Here is a 13,826-nt window from a genome sequence, read left to right on the forward strand (position 1 = left end):
ACACCCCGTGCCCCGAGCGGCCTCCGGCCCCCTCCCCCGCCGAAGCCCGGGCCCTACCGGCCGGTGCCGGAGCCTCCGGCACACCCCGCTCGCCGAAGCCCCTGCCGGGCTCGCCCCCACCACCGGCGCCGCGCGCCGGGTGCTGCCGCTTGGCCGAAGCCTCTGCCGTGCGGCCCTCCCCGGGGACCTGGCCGCCGTCGGCCGCCGCCAGGCCGGCGGGTGGCTACCGGCGCTCCGCGCCGGGTGCTGCCCCACCCGGCCCGCCCATTCGGCGGGAGCAGTGGGCGTGCGGCCCTCCCCTGGGGCCTGGCCGCCATCGGCCGCCACGGGGCCGGTGGGTGGCTACCGGCGCTGCGCGCCGAGTCCTGCCCCACCCGGCCCGCCCGTTCGGCAGAAGCAGTGGGCGTGCGGCCCTCCCCTGGGACCTGGCCGCCATCGGCCGCCACAGGGCCGGCGGGTGGCTGCCGGCGCTCCGCGCCGGGTGCTGCCCCACCCGGCCCGCCCGTTCGGCAGAGGCGGTGGCTGTGCGGCCCTCCCCTGGGACCTGGCCGCCGTCGGCCGCCGCCTCGCCCGTGGGTGGCTGTCGGCGCTCCGCGCCGAGATCTGTCCCGGGCCTCGGTGTGGGCCGGGGGCAGCCCAGACCCGCTTCGCTCGCGCGGTGGCAGGAGGGGACGTGGCGGGGCGCTCCCCGCAGGGTGTCGAACGCAACCGGGCCGCACCACGTCGCGGTGCCCGAACGTTCGGCACCCGAGGAGACGCCCCGGCGCGGCACCGACCCCGAAGCCGCCGCACCTGCAGACGCCACACCCCCGCCGCACCGACCCCGCAGCCGCCGTACCCGTCGCGAGGCCGCAGCCCCCGACCCCGGCAGCCAGCCCAAGCCCTACGCGTCCAGTTCCCCCAGCGTCGCGTTCGACGGGGGGACGTGGCTCAGGCCGGCGGAGGCCGACTGTGCGTCGCGGAGGGCTCGTACCGCGTTGTGCCAGGTCAGTTTGGCCACTTCCGCATCCGACCACCGCCGCCGCAGCAGCTCCGCGATCAGGTTCGGGTAGCCCGACACGTCCTCCAGACCGGCCGGAGTGAACGCCGTGCCGTCGTAGTCGCCGCCGATGCCGACGTGGTCGACGCCCGCGACCTCCCGCATGTGGTCGAGGTGGTCGGCCACCGTGGCCACCGTCGCGACCGGCCGCGGATGCGCGTCCTCGAAGGCGCGCTGCACCTTCATCGCGTCCGCCGTCATCGCCAGCGGATGCAGCCCGTGCGCCCGCATGTTCTCGTCCGCGCGCCGCGTCCACTCCACCGCCTCCGGCAGGACGAACTTCGGCACGAACGTCGCCATCGCCACTCCCCCGTTGCCGGGCAGCAGCTCCAGCACGTCGTCGGGGATGTTGCGCGGGTGGTCGCACACGGCCCGCGCGGAGGAGTGCGAGAAGATCACCGGCGCCACCGAAGTGGCCAGCGCCGCCCGCATCGTCGTGGCCGCCACGTGGGACAGGTCCACGAGCATGCCGAGGCGGTTCATCTCCCGTACGACCTCGTGGCCGAACGGGGAGAGCCCGCCCACCCCCGGCTCGTCCGTGGCGGAGTCGGCCCACGCGATGTTGTCGTTGTGCGTCAGCGTCATGTAGCGGACGCCGAGCGTGTGCAGCGCGCGCAGGGTGGCGAGGGAGTTGTTGATCGAGTGGCCGCCCTCGGCGCCCATCAGGGAGGCGATGCGCCCAGAGGCCCGCGCCGCCTCCATGTCGTCCGCGGTCAGGGCCCGCACCAGGTGCTCCGGGTAGCGGGCGAGGAGCTGCGCGACGACGTCGATCTGCTCCAGCGTCGCGCTGACCGCGTCGTCCCCCGCCAGGTCGGACCGTACGTACACGGACCAGAACTGGGCGCCGACGCCCCCCGCCCGCAGGCGGGGGATGTCGGTGTGGAGGCAGGCCGACTGGTCGCCGGCGATGTCGCGCCGGTCCAGGTCGTAGCGGACCTGCTCGCGCAGTGCCCACGGCAGGTCGTTGTGCCCGTCGACGACCGGGTGCGCGGCGAGCAGTTCCCGGGCCCGCTCGACCGCCCGCTCGACCGCCCGCCCGGCCGCCCGGCCGTCCTCCACGGGCGTCACTTGCCGAAGCCGAACGCGTCCGCGCCCTGCGCCTTGGCGCGCAGCCGCTTGCCCTTCTCCGTCGCCTGATCGTTGAGGTCCTGCTGGAACTCCCGCATGCGCGCGAGGAGTTCGGGGTCGTGGGCGGCGAGCATGCGGATCGCCAGCAGGCCCGCGTTGCGCGCGCCCGCGACGGACACGGTGGCGACCGGGACGCCGGCCGGCATCTGCACGATGGACAGCAGCGAGTCCATCCCGTCGAGGTACTTGAGCGGCACCGGCACGCCGATCACCGGCAGCGGCGTCACCGACGCCAGCATGCCGGGCAGGTGCGCCGCCCCGCCCGCACCCGCGATGACCACCTTGAGGCCGCGGCCGTCCGCCTCCTCGCCGTACGCGATCATCTCGCGCGGCATCCGGTGCGCCGAGACGACGTCGACCTCGTACGGGACCGAGAACTCGTCCAGGGCCTTCGCGGCGGCCTCCATGACCGGCCAGTCCGAGTCGGAGCCCATCACGATGCCGACTACGGGGGCTGCAGCAGGGGTCGTCATTCGGTGATCGTTCCTCGCAGGTAGCCGGCGGCGTGACGGGCGCGCTCCAGCGCCTCGTCGAGGTCGTCGCCGTAGGTGTTGACGTGGCCGACCTTACGGCCGGGCTTCACGTCCTTTCCGTACATGTGGATCTTGAGCTGCGGGTCGCGCGCCATGCAGTGCAGGTACGCCTGGTACATGTCCGGGTAGTCGCCGCCGAGGACGTTGGCCATGACCGTCCACGTCGCACGGGGGCGCGGGTCGCCGAGGGGCAGGTCGAGCACGGCCCGGACGTGGTTGGCGAACTGCGAGGTGACGGCGCCGTCCTGCGTCCAGTGCCCGGAGTTGTGCGGGCGCATGGCCAGCTCGTTGACGAGGATGCGGCCGTCCGTCGTCTCGAAGAGTTCGACGGCGAGGTGGCCGACGACTCCGAGCTCCTTCGCGATGCGCAGCGCCAGTGCCTGCGCCCGGCCGCCGAGCTCCTCGGAGAGGCCGGGCGCCGGGGCGATCACGGTGTCGCAGACGCCGTCGACCTGCCGCGACTCGACGACGGGGTAGGCGACGGCCTGGCCGTGCGGGGAACGGACGATGTTCGCCGCCAGCTCCCGTACGAAGTCGACCTTCTCCTCCGCGAGGACCGGGACGCCCGCCTTGAAGGGCTCCTCCGCGTCCTTCTCGTCGCGTACGAACCAGACGCCCTTGCCGTCGTATCCGCCGCGCACGGTTTTGAGGATCACCGGGAAGCCGCCGGTCTCGGCGGCGAACGCCGCCGCGTCCGCCGGGTCGCTCACGATGCGGTGGCGCGGGCAAGGCGCTCCGATCTGCGTGAGCTTCGCTCGCATCACGCCCTTGTCCTGGGCGTGCACCAGTGCGTCGGGCCCCGGCCGGACGGGGATGCCGTCCGCTTCCAGGGCCCGCAGGTGCTCGGTCGGGACGTGCTCGTGATCGAAGGTGATCACGTCGCAGCCGCGCGCGAAGGCGCGCAGCGTGTCCAGATCGCGGTAGTCGCCGATGACGACGTCACCGACGACCTGGGCCGCCGAGTCCTGGGGTGTGTCACTGAGGAGCTTGAATCTGATGCCGAGGGGGATGCCCGCCTCGTGGGTCATACGGGCGAGCTGGCCGCCACCGACCATGCCGACTACGGGGAACGTCACGCCTCCAGGGTATCCGCAGGCCCGCGGCCCTCCGTCCCCGCATGACTCTTCCCTCGCACCCCGCATCCGCGAAGGCCGCTGGTTAGCATGGCCGGGTTGACGACACGACCGAACGTCGACGACACCGACCGGAACGGGGCTTGCGAACACCATGAGTGGACGGGACGGCGGCCCCTGGCGCAGGCGCCTGGAGCGGCTCGCACGCGAGTTCGCGAAGTTCGGGGCCGTCGGCGGCGTGGGGCTCCTGGTGGACCTCGGGGTGTTCAACCTGCTGTGCCACGTCATGGACGTGCCGGTGGTGCCGGGCGGGATCATCGCCACCGTCGTCGCGATCGGCTGCAACTACCTGGGCTTCCGCTACTTCACCTACCGGGAGCGCGACAAGAACCGCCGCAGCCGTGAGCTGACGCTGTTCCTGCTGTTCAGCGCGGTCGGCCTGGTGATCCAGAGCGGGGTGCTCTACATCGCCACGTCCGGCTTCGGCTGGGACAGCCCGCTCCAGAGCAACGCCTTCAAGTTCCTCGGCATCGGCATCGCGACCGTGTTCCGGTTCTGGTCGTACCGCACCTGGGTCTTCAAGAAGCTGCCGCCGCCGCGCGAGGACCCGGACACTGCGGAGCCGTTCGCGGACGACCCGCGCGTCACCGAGGGCGACCGCGTCATCTGACGGTCGGCTCCGGCTCCTCCCTGGGGCGGGTCACCCTGCTCAGGAAGAGCGCGAAGACCGGCGGCTGCTGCTGGAGCATCTCCAGCCGCCCGCCGTCCGCCTCCGCGAGGTCGCGGGCGACGGCCAGCCCGATGCCGGTGGAATTGCGGCCGCTGATGCTGCGCTCGAAGATCCGCGCGCCGAGGTCGGCCGGTACGCCGGGGCCCTCGTCGGTCACCTCGATGACGGCCTGGTTCCCGGTGACGCGGGTGCGCAGGGCGACCGTGCCGCCACCGTGCATGAGGGAGTTCTCGATCAGCGCGGCCAGCACCTGGGCGACCGCGCCGGGCGTCCCGACGGCCCGCATGCCGTGCTTGCCCGAGTGGACGATGGCGCGGCCGGCGCTGCGGTAGGCCGGGCGCCACTCCTCGATCTGCTGCTTGACGACCTCGTCGAGGTCGAAGGCGACGGCGGAGCCGGTGCGCGGGTCGCGGGAGTTGGTGAGCAGCCGCTGCACGACGTCGGTGAGCCGCTCGACCTGCGTCAGCGCGATCGTCGCCTCCTCCTTCACCGTGTCCAGGTCCTCGGTGAGGGTGATCTCCTCCAGCCGCATGGACAGCGCGGTCAGCGGCGTGCGGAGCTGGTGGGAGGCGTCGGCGGCGAGCCGGCGCTCGGCGGTGAGCATGCGGCCGATGCGTTCGGCGCTGGAGTCGAGCACGTCGGCGACGCGGTCGAGCTCCGGTACGCCGTACCGCTTGTGGCGGGGGCGCGGATCGCCGGAGCCGAGGCGCTCGGCGGTCTCGGCGAGGTCGGTGAGCGGGGAGGCGAGCCGGTTGGCCTGGCGTACGGCCAGCAGGACGGCGGCGATCACGGCGAGCAGTGCCACCGCCCCGATGATCACGAGCGTACGGCCGACTTCGTCGGTGACCGTGGAGCGGGACTCCTGGACGGTGACGACCTCGCCGGAGTCGCCGCGCTCCACGCCCGTGATGACGCTGCCCCGGGGGCGTTCGCCGATCTCGATGGGGGCGCGGCCCGGAATCTCGATACGGGCGTACCGCTCGGGGTGGATCTGGTCGCCCAGCACCCCGGTGTTGACGCTCTCCTCGCCGAGGACGCGGCTCTCCACGACGCTGATGAGCCGCAGCGCCTCGGAGTCGACGCTCTCCTGGGCGCTGTTGCTGATGGTGCGCGTCTCGACGATGACGAGGGAGACGCCGAAGACGGCGATGACGACGAGCACCACGGCGAGCGTGGAGTTGATCAGGCGGCGGCGCATGGCTGTGTGTGTACGTCAGCTCTTCTCGAAGCGGAAGCCGACGCCCCGCACGGTCGCGATGTACCGCGGGTTGGCGGCGTCGTCGCCCAGCTTCTTGCGGAGCCACGAGATGTGCATGTCGAGGGTCTTGGTCGACGACCACCAGGTGGTGTCCCAGACCTCGCGCATGAGCTGGTCGCGGGTGACGACCCGGCCGGCGTCGCGCACGAGGACCCGCAGGAGGTCGAACTCCTTCGCCGTGAGCTGGAGTTCCTCCTCCCCCATCCAGGCGCGGTGCGACTCGACGTCGATGCGTACGCCGTGGGTGGCGGGCGGCGGGGCGGGCTCGCTGGCGCCGCGCCGCAGGAGGGCGCGTACGCGGGCGAGGAGTTCGGCGAGGCGGAACGGCTTGGTGACGTAGTCGTCCGCGCCGGCGTCGAGGCCGACGACGGTGTCCACCTCGTCGGCGCGGGCCGTCAGGACCAGGATCGGGATGGCGTGACCCTCGGCACGCAGCCTGCGGGCGACCTCCAGGCCGTCCATGCCGGGCAGGCCGAGGTCGAGCACGACCAGGTCGACACCGCCCTTCAGGCCGGCGTCGAGCGCGGACGGACCGTCCTCGCGCACTTCGACCTCGTAACCCTCCCGGCGCAGTGCGCGGGCCAGTGGCTCCGAGATGGACGCGTCGTCCTCGGCGAGCAGTACACGGGTCATGGGGTGATGGTAGTCCGCGCCGGGTTCGGGTCGCGGCCGGTCGGTGCTTGATCGTTCCGCCCTGCGGCTACCGGATGCGATCCTGGTGTGGACCTTGGAATGATGGGCTGTGGTTCCGCGTCGGCCTGTGATCCATCTCTCAAGTCCTTCCATATGGTCCAGGTTCGTGGCGTATGGTGGCGAGTCGTCTGTAGCAGGACTCTGAGCCCTTTCGGGCCTTTGGTCAGCGAACCGCACCAAAGGGCTCTTCTCTGCACGGGACCGGCATCGCCGTTCCGCACAGTGACTGACCACGGGCCGGGCCACCCTCGCGCGACGCCGGCCGCCCCCCACCCGGGCGCGCACCGCTCACGAGGCGGACGCGTCCCGAGCAAGCAAGGATCGACCATGGCGTCCAGCCTGACGAAGGACTCGGCCAGTACTCCTGGCGTCGAGAAGACCTTCCTCGGCCACCCCCGCGGCTTGGCCAACCTGTTCATGACCGAGATGTGGGAGCGCTACAGCTATTACGGCATGCGCGCCCTGCTCGTGCTCTACCTGTCGGCCGCGGTCGCCGACGGCGGCCTCGGCTTCGACGCGGGTACCGCCATCGCCATCTACTCGGTCTACAACGCGATGGTCTACCTGCTCGCCCTGCCGGGCGGCTGGTTCGGCGACCGCGTCTGGGGCGCCCGCAAGACCGTGGCGGTCTCGGGCACGATCATCATGATCGGCCACTTCCTGCTGGCCCTGCCGACCGTGGTGTCGTTCTTCATCGGCCTGGCGTTCATCGCCGCCGGTTCCGGTCTCCTCAAGGCCAACATCTCGACGATGGTCGGCCACCTGTACCGGGACAAGAACGACCCGCGCCGTGACGGCGGCTTCACGATCTTCTACATGGGCATCAACCTCGGTGCCTTCGTCGCCCCGCTGACCATCGGCTGGGTCGGCCAGAAGGTCAACTGGCACTACGGCTTCGCCATGGCCGGCGTCGGCATGGCGATCGGCCTGGCCTTCTTCCTCCTCGGCTTCCGCAACCTCGCGCCGGAGTCCAACCACGTGCCGGCCCCGCTGTCGGACGCGGACCGCGCCGGTGTCGTCCGCAAGGCCCTGGTCTGGCTGGCCGTCGCGGCCGTCGCGTACACGCTGGTCGGCCTGAGCGGCCAGTTCACCATCGACTGGGTCCTGTGGCCGCTGACCATCCTGGGTCTGGTCCTGCCCGCGTACTACATCATCCGCATCAAGCGCGACAGCGACCTGACGGCCGTCGAGCGCTCGCGGGTGTCGGCGTACGTCTGGTTCTTCGTGGCCGCCGCCGCCTTCTGGGGCATCTACGACCAGACCGGCTCGACCCTGACGCTGTTCGCCAAGGACAACACCGCCAGCTCGATGCTCGGCTTCGCCTTCCCCGAGAGCTGGTTCCAGTCGCTGAACCCGCTGTACGTGATGGCTCTCGCGCCGGTCTTCGCCTGGCTGTGGGTGGCGCTCTCCCGCCGCTCCAAGGAGCCGAGCACGCTCAGCAAGTTCGCCTTCGGCCTGGTGATGATCGGCGCCTCCTTCTTCGTGATGATGCTCGCGCAGACGGCGTCCGCGGGCGGCGTCAAGGTCACCCCGCTGTGGCTGTGCTCGGTCTACCTGATCCAGACCGTCGGTGAGCTCACCCTCTCCCCGGTCGGCCTGTCGCTGACGACGAAGCTGGCCCCGGCCAAGTACGCGTCCCAGATGATGGGTGTCTGGTTCCTCGCCGTGACCGCCGGATCCTCGGTGATCGCCCTGCTCCAGCTCGTCGGGGCGCCGACCGACACCGAGTGGTGGTTCGCCAGCCAGGGCGCCATCGCGATGCTCGGCGGATTCGCGATCTTCATGTACCGCAGGAGGGTGCAGCCGCTCATGGGCGGCGTGCACTGACCCGCACCCCCACCCGTGCCAAGGGCCGCCGCACCGTTTCCGGTGCGGCGGCCCTTCGCCGTGCCGGACGCCTCCGGTCAGCGCCCCAGCCGCCGCCACGGGGTGAAGGTGAAGACCGCGCCGCCGAGCAGGATCACCGTGCCGGCGACCAGGGCGAGGGCGCGCAGGCCGCCGTGGTCGGCGGCGCCCGTGTCGGCGAGGCCGCCGCCGGAGTCCGTGCCCCCTCCGCCGGCCACCGAGGCGCCCGGGGTGCCGCCCGCCGAGCCGCCCGAGGTACCGCCGCCCGAGGTACCGCCCGACGCCCCTCCCGGCTGGGCCGAGGTGTCGAGTTCGAGGGAGACGGGCGCCTTCCCCTTGACGGTGCAGGGGATGGTGATCTTCTGTCCGCCCAGGGTCACGTCGATCGTGAGCGTGCCGGGGCTGAGCGTCGACCTGCCGTCGGCCCCCGGTTTGTACGTACCCGTCATGTCCGGCAGGTCCACCGGCTTGCCCTGTTCGAGCGGGTCCTTGTTGGGCGGACCGGTCACGGCGACGGCGCCCTTGTCCGCGCCGCCCAGCAGCACCTGCATGGAGGGCTTGAGCGCGCCCGCCGGGAGGGCGGCGGGGCTGTCCATGACGCCCTTGGCCGTCTTGACCACGAGATCGTAGGCGCCGCCGTTCTTCCTGGCGTTGACGGTCACCTTGGAGTTGATGGCCGCCGGGCCCGGGGACTTGCACGCGAAGGCCACGGTCACCTCCTTGCCGGGGAAGCCGCCGCCGCCCCCGCCGCCGCCCGACGTGCCGGAGGTCGTCGTACCGCCCGAGGTTGTGGCGCCGCCGGACGTGCCGGACGTCGTGGTGCCGCCGGACGTGGTGCCACCCGAGGTCGTGGTGCCGCCCGAGGTCGTGGTGCCGCCGGACGTCGTGGTGCCGCCCGAGGTCGTCGTACCGCCCGAGGTGCCGCCGGCCGCGGAGACCTTGACCGTCGCCGCGGCCTTCACCGTCTCCTTCGGCGCGCACTTGGTGTCCGTGGACAGCGGCTTGCTGACGTTGATGGTGTACGCGTCCGGTGTCAGCGTGATCTCGCCCGCCTTCTCCAGCTTCAGCTTCCCCTTCATGTCCGGCAGCACCATCGGACTGTTCTTGGGGATCGGCGGGTTCTGCCGGGGCCCCTCCATCCGCAGGTCCCCGGTCGCCGCGCCGCCCACCTTCACGGTGCCGGTCGGCTTCACGGTGTCCTTGTCCAGGTCGAGGACGTCGGGGTTCTTGGAGGCGGCCTCGACCGTCTTCCACACCACCTCGATCTCGTCGCCCACCTTCGCCTCCGCCGGCGCCGTGATCAGCACCTTCGTAGTGCCCTGGACGGGCGGCAGGCCGGAGATGGCCGGCGGTACGCACTCGGTCTTGTACGAGACTTCGGCTGCTTGCGCGGGACTCGCCGCGAGCAGGATTCCCGCGCCGCCGAGCATCAGCGCGACGCCGGCCGCGCTCATCCTCCGTTGCGTGGTCACGAATTTCCCTTCGTCGTCGGACTGTTCTGCTGAGACGGTGCGGAGATCGGGGGGTGCGGGCCCGGCGCGGTGTCCGGGGTGAACCACGGCAGGCCCGCGGCGGCGGCCGGAGACGGGCCGGGAGCCGCCCGTTCGCGCGGCTCGCGGGTACGGGCCGGGCGGTGCCGGCCCGGCGTACGCGGCGGCCGGACCTTGTCGACGACCGCCATGCCGACGCGGAACACCGCCGCCGGCACCACCACGCACAGCAGGACCCAGAACAGCGTGACGCCCCACGGCCGCCCCACGCCCCACGGCTGCTCGGCCAGCACCTTGGGCCCGTACTTGAGCGAGACGAGGTAGTCGCCGTGAGCGCCGGCCGGCAGCCGCACGTCCAGCGCGACACGGGCCTTCTCGCCGGGCCGGACCGTGCCGCGCCACTGGCGTTCCTCCCACTGCGGCGCGAAGACGCCGTGCGAGGTGCCGATCTCGAAGACGGGGTCCTTCACCGGGTCCGGGCCCAGATTGCCGACGGTGACGACGAGTCTGCGGCTCTGCGGGGCGCCGAACCACGTCAGCACGGAGCCCGATCCGTCGAGCCGGGCGGCCGCGAGCACGGCGAGCTTCCCGCCGCTTCCCGGCCGCGGGAGCGGTGCGACGGGGTGGCCGGCCACTTCGAACACGGCGTCGGCGGCGGCCGGTTCACCGCCGGTGACGGTGGCGACGTGCACCACGCACGGGCACGGCCTGGGCGGCTCGGCGACGGGCATCTTCTTCCGGAAGGCTCCCCGGGCGTCGGTGGTGACGGCGCGGCCGTCGGAGTTGGCGCACGCGTTGGTGCCGCCGACGACGCCCCGGCCGGGCGAGGACTGCCCGCAGATCAGCATCATCAGGAGCGTCCGGGGCCGCCACCCGGTGCCGCTGACGGTGATGTCACCGCCTTTGCCCGCCTCCTGACGGGACAGGGCGACCCGGGGCGGATCGTCGGAGTCCGCGCTCGCGCGGGCGGCGGGAAGGAGGGCGACGGCCGCGAGCAGGGCGCACAGCGACACCACGGCCCAGGGGTTTCGGGCCCGCCCTGGACCGGCCGTCTTCACACAGGGTGCCGGGCGCACGGGGACGGCCGGCTGCCGGGCCGGCACGGCGTGGGTCATGGCATCGCTCCTGACTGCGCCAACGGCCTTTTGGCGACGAGGGGTTCGGCAGCGTCCTGCGGTGGTCGCGGCCGGCGGCGCAGGCGGCGCACCGCACCTGCCGCGACGCCCAGCACCGCCAGCGCGGTGACCGCCACCGCCGTCCGGGGGACGAACGACGCGGACGCCGTCGCCTCGCTCCGCGCTCCGCCGGCGGCCGTCGCGGTGAGGCGGACGTCCACCGCGTCGAGGGCGGGGGCGCCGGGCCACGGCTCGGTGCGCTCCACACGGGCGCCGGGGGCGAGCCGCTCCGGCAGGGTGCGGGGTGCGCGGCGCAGGAGCTCGCCGCCGAGGAGCCCCTCGGCGCGGACGGCGAGGCGCGGGGCGAGCGCCGTGTTGCCCCGGTTGACCAGGACGTACGCGATGACGGCTCCGTCGCCCCGCCGGCGGACCGTGACGTCCTCGACGGTGAGCGCGGCCAGCGTGGGCCCACTGACGCGCAGATGGATGGGTACCTTCGTGGCCCGCCCGCCGCCCGAGGCGGCGATCGCGGCGGAGTGGCTGCCCGGCGCGGCGCCCGGCGGCACGGTCACGGTGAAGGGGACCTCGGCGCGGGTGCGCGCCGGGATCCGTACCTCGGTGGCGGCGAGCGCGATCCAGTCGCCGCTGTCCGCCCCCTCGGCGCGCAGCACGAACGTACGGGCCCCGCCGCCCGGGTTGGTCAGCGTCAGCCGGTCCTCGAAGACCGTGCCGGCGGCGCCCTCCAGGTAGAAGTACGGCCGTCCCGCGCCGCTCGGGGCCGCCGTCCAGGCCGGCGCGCGGTCCGCCGCGGCGGCGGCCGGGACCGGCGCGGCGGCGTTCAGCAGCAGGACGGCCGCGGCGGCGAGGAGGCGGCCGGCACGGCGGGCCCGGCGCGGCGACTGCACGGGCGGCGTCAGGCCGCGGGCCGCTGGCCGCGCCGGGTCAGCCACAGCGTTCCGGCCGCCCCGGTGAGCAGGACCGTTCCGCCGAGGGTGCCGAGCGCCAGGACGGAGTCCGTGGGGCCGGTCTTCGGCAGTTCGCCGGGGCCGCCGGTCGGGTTCTGCGGCGTACCGCCCGTGGAGTCGCCGGCCGGGCCGCCCGCGCCCTCGACGTCCAGTTCGAGCGACGGCCCGGGGTTGTTGGAGGGGGTGCAGGTGGTAGTGGTGCCGAGCGCCTTGATGGTCAGGACGGACGCGGTGAAGGTGACCTTGCCGCTCTTGCGCGGCGTGTACGTACCGCTCAAGTCGGTTATTTTGATGGGGGTGTTGGCGGGTATCGCGGCCGGGTTCGACGGTCCCGACACCGCCATGGTGCCGCTGTCCGCGCCGCCCAGCCTGATGACGGCGCTCGGGTTCATCGCCCCCTTGCCCAGTTCCACGGGGCTGGACGAGACGCCCTTCTGGAACGACATGGTGAGTTTGTAGGCGCCGCCGCTCTTGACGGCCTTGATGTCGATCGGGGAGACGGCCGACTTGTTGCCGATCGGCGTTTTGCACTGGTAGTCGACGTCCACGACGTCGGCACGGGCCGCCGGGGCGGCCAGCAGCACCACCGAGCCCGCGACCGCCGCGGCCAGCGCGAGAGTTGTCCGTTTCTCGTACGACACCTCAGGTCACCTCATGCCGGAAGACAGGTTCTGACGACACATCAGATTGGGCGTCAAGGTACGCCGGAGGTCTTGCCGAGGGAAGACAAAGCGCACGCCGGATCGGCGTGCGCGAGAAGGGACGTGAACCGCCGGTAACCCCGTGTCGCGCCTGGGCCGAAGCCGTCGGGGCGCCCGGGAGGACCGGCCGGTGGACTACGCGGGGGCGGCGAGTTCCGCCCAGACCGTCTTGCCGGTGGACTCGCCGGTCCGCTCGACCCCCCAGTCGAGGCACAGGCGCTGCACGATGAACATGCCGTGGCCGCCGGGCCGGCCGGCGCGGTGCGGTGTACGGGGGGCGGGCTGGCCCGTGCCCCGGTCGACGACTTCGAGGCGCAGCTTCTTGCCGTCGCACGCGACGCGCAGTTCCTCGGGTCCCTCGGCGTGCAGGCAGGCGTTGGTGACCAGCTCCGAGACGACGAGCAGGACGTCCTCGGCGGCGGCCCGCCGGTCGGCCGACGAGGCGGGGAGCCAGCCCCAGTCGTACAGCGCCTGGCGGGTGAAGTCTCGGGCGAGCGGCACGATGCCGCTGGCGCTGCTGAGCGTCAGAGAACGCGCCTGGCCGGCGGCGGACACGGCGGAGGCCGGGCCGTGGCTCGCCGACTCCTGGCCGGAGTCGCCCGACCGAGGCTGCCGGGTGGTGCTCATCAGCGCTTCACCTCACCGATTCGCCAATTCATCAAATTCATCGCTGCAAGGACAACGGGAGCGTTCTGAGCCCCCTGGGGCCGACACGGTCAGAGACCTCCTGCCCGACCGAACGGTGAGAACACCCACTTTTTCGGTACGGACGCGTGACGCGGTCGACAAACCGGTCAGCCGGAGGCGTCACTGAGACGCGATTCACTCTTCCAGCGCGTCGTCGAGCGACTCGTGAACGGTGAAGACGGCCTCTGCCCCGGTGATCTCGAAGACTCTGGCCACCACCGGCTGCATCCCGGCCAAGTGAACCCCTCCCCCGGCCGCCTCGGCCTTGAGGCGGGCACCGAGCAGCACGTTCAGCCCGGTGGAATCACAGAATTCGAGCGCCGAGCAGTCGATGACCAGCCGCGTACGCCCTGCCTCGAGGGCATCGTCCAGGGGCTCGCGGAGGAGCTCGGCGGTGTGGTGGTCGAGCTCACCCGCCGGCGTGACGATCTCACTCTGGCCCTCGGTCCGAACTGCGACCCGGAGCCGACCCCGGTTCGCGCTGCCGACCGTCCCGCGCTCCATGCCCGTCTCGTCTCTCTTCGCAGTCGTGACTGTCAATGACGTGCCAGAACCTTACGCCTTCTCCA

13 protein-coding genes are annotated in these 13,826 nt (G+C 72.6%); 2 read left to right on the forward strand and 11 right to left on the reverse strand.

The window, feature by feature from the left end; translation table 11 throughout:
- Positions 1–883: 883 nt before the first annotated feature.
- From ACWGH0_RS05875 to ACWGH0_RS05885, 3 genes are read right to left on the reverse strand one after another with little or no spacing between them, the layout of a single operon-like run.
- Positions 884–2,107, reverse strand: coding sequence for a dipeptidase (locus ACWGH0_RS05875; RefSeq protein ID WP_453402900.1), 1,224 nt, complete (start codon positions 2,105–2,107; stop codon positions 884–886).
- Positions 2,104–2,640 carry a 5-(carboxyamino)imidazole ribonucleotide mutase gene (gene purE / locus ACWGH0_RS05880; RefSeq protein WP_453402901.1) on the reverse strand — a complete coding sequence of 179 codons (537 nt, stop codon included), beginning with the start codon at positions 2,638–2,640 and terminating at the stop codon, positions 2,104–2,106. The genes ACWGH0_RS05875 and purE overlap by 4 nt, the downstream gene beginning before the upstream one ends.
- Positions 2,637–3,842, reverse strand: coding sequence for a 5-(carboxyamino)imidazole ribonucleotide synthase (locus ACWGH0_RS05885; protein ID WP_453402902.1), 1,206 nt, complete (start codon positions 3,840–3,842; stop codon positions 2,637–2,639). Before ACWGH0_RS05885 ends, purE begins: the two co-directional genes overlap by 4 nt.
- An 85-nt stretch (positions 3,843–3,927) precedes the next feature.
- On the opposite strand from ACWGH0_RS05885, the gene ACWGH0_RS05890 reads away from it, so the two are divergent.
- Positions 3,928–4,443, forward strand: coding sequence for a GtrA family protein (locus ACWGH0_RS05890; protein WP_453402903.1), 516 nt, complete (start codon positions 3,928–3,930; stop codon positions 4,441–4,443).
- On the opposite strand, the gene ACWGH0_RS05895 is transcribed toward ACWGH0_RS05890, so the two are convergent.
- Entirely contained in the window at positions 4,436–5,701 is a 1,266-nt protein-coding gene (locus tag ACWGH0_RS05895; RefSeq protein WP_453402904.1) for an ATP-binding protein, read from the reverse strand. The two genes, ACWGH0_RS05890 and ACWGH0_RS05895, sit on opposite strands and share 8 nt — an antisense overlap.
- Before the next feature lie 15 nt (positions 5,702–5,716).
- Positions 5,717–6,394: a response regulator transcription factor gene (locus tag ACWGH0_RS05900; protein WP_453402905.1), complete on the reverse strand. Its 678-nt coding sequence runs from the start codon at positions 6,392–6,394 to the stop codon at positions 5,717–5,719.
- A 387-nt stretch (positions 6,395–6,781) separates the two neighbouring features.
- Here ACWGH0_RS05900 and ACWGH0_RS05905 point away from each other — a divergent pair, with 387 nt between their 5' ends.
- Positions 6,782–8,281: a peptide MFS transporter gene (locus tag ACWGH0_RS05905; protein WP_453402906.1), complete on the forward strand. Its 1,500-nt coding sequence runs from the start codon at positions 6,782–6,784 to the stop codon at positions 8,279–8,281.
- 77 nt (positions 8,282–8,358) lie between these two features.
- Here ACWGH0_RS05905 and ACWGH0_RS05910 read toward each other — a convergent pair whose 3' ends face one another.
- The 6 genes from ACWGH0_RS05910 to ACWGH0_RS05935 all read right to left on the reverse strand — a co-directional run bounded on the left by ACWGH0_RS05910 (position 8,359) and on the right by ACWGH0_RS05935 (position 13,761).
- A complete protein-coding gene (locus ACWGH0_RS05910; protein WP_453403006.1) occupies positions 8,359–9,753 on the reverse strand; it encodes a hypothetical protein in 1,395 nt (464 codons plus the stop codon).
- A gap of 14 nt (positions 9,754–9,767) precedes the next feature.
- Positions 9,768–10,904 (reverse strand): hypothetical protein, encoded by a 1,137-nt coding sequence (locus tag ACWGH0_RS05915; protein ID WP_453402907.1) that lies wholly within the window; start codon positions 10,902–10,904, stop codon positions 9,768–9,770.
- A complete protein-coding gene (locus tag ACWGH0_RS05920; protein WP_453402908.1) occupies positions 10,901–11,809 on the reverse strand; it encodes a COG1470 family protein in 909 nt (302 codons plus the stop codon). The genes ACWGH0_RS05915 and ACWGH0_RS05920 overlap by 4 nt, the downstream gene beginning before the upstream one ends.
- An 8-nt stretch (positions 11,810–11,817) precedes the next feature.
- Positions 11,818–12,510, reverse strand: coding sequence for an LPXTG cell wall anchor domain-containing protein (locus ACWGH0_RS05925; protein ID WP_453402909.1), 693 nt, complete (start codon positions 12,508–12,510; stop codon positions 11,818–11,820).
- Between the two features lie 195 nt (positions 12,511–12,705).
- The gene (locus tag ACWGH0_RS05930; protein ID WP_453402910.1) at positions 12,706–13,197 is read right to left on the reverse strand and encodes an ATP-binding protein; all 492 of its coding nucleotides are present in this window, start codon (positions 13,195–13,197) and stop codon (positions 12,706–12,708) included.
- 195 nt (positions 13,198–13,392) lie between these two features.
- On the reverse strand, positions 13,393–13,761 hold the full coding sequence (locus ACWGH0_RS05935) for an STAS domain-containing protein (protein ID WP_453402911.1): 369 nt from the start codon (positions 13,759–13,761) through the stop codon (positions 13,393–13,395).
- Positions 13,762–13,826: the final 65 nt, after the last annotated feature.

It is taken from the genome of Streptomyces sp. NPDC054887 (genome assembly GCF_053610585.1).

Bases quoted from the DNA above. Each gene is read 5' to 3' on its own strand.
- purE (WP_453402901.1), bottom strand. From the start codon at position 2,640: ATGACGACCCCTGCTGCAGCCCCCGTAGTCGGCATCGTGATGGGCTCC.
- ACWGH0_RS05885 (WP_453402902.1), bottom strand. From the start codon at position 3,842: ATGCGGGGTGCGAGGGAAGAGTCATGCGGGGACGGAGGGCCGCGGGCC.
- ACWGH0_RS05890 (WP_453402903.1), top strand. From the start codon at position 3,928: ATGAGTGGACGGGACGGCGGCCCCTGGCGCAGGCGCCTGGAGCGGCTC.
- ACWGH0_RS05895 (WP_453402904.1), bottom strand. From the start codon at position 5,701: ATGCGCCGCCGCCTGATCAACTCCACGCTCGCCGTGGTGCTCGTCGTC.
- ACWGH0_RS05900 (WP_453402905.1), bottom strand. From the start codon at position 6,394: ATGACCCGTGTACTGCTCGCCGAGGACGACGCGTCCATCTCGGAGCCA.
- ACWGH0_RS05905 (WP_453402906.1), top strand. From the start codon at position 6,782: ATGGCGTCCAGCCTGACGAAGGACTCGGCCAGTACTCCTGGCGTCGAG.
- ACWGH0_RS05910 (WP_453403006.1), bottom strand. From the start codon at position 9,753: ATGAGCGCGGCCGGCGTCGCGCTGATGCTCGGCGGCGCGGGAATCCTG.
- ACWGH0_RS05915 (WP_453402907.1), bottom strand. From the start codon at position 10,904: ATGACCCACGCCGTGCCGGCCCGGCAGCCGGCCGTCCCCGTGCGCCCG.
- ACWGH0_RS05930 (WP_453402910.1), bottom strand. From the start codon at position 13,197: ATGAGCACCACCCGGCAGCCTCGGTCGGGCGACTCCGGCCAGGAGTCG.
- ACWGH0_RS05935 (WP_453402911.1), bottom strand. From the start codon at position 13,761: ATGGAGCGCGGGACGGTCGGCAGCGCGAACCGGGGTCGGCTCCGGGTC.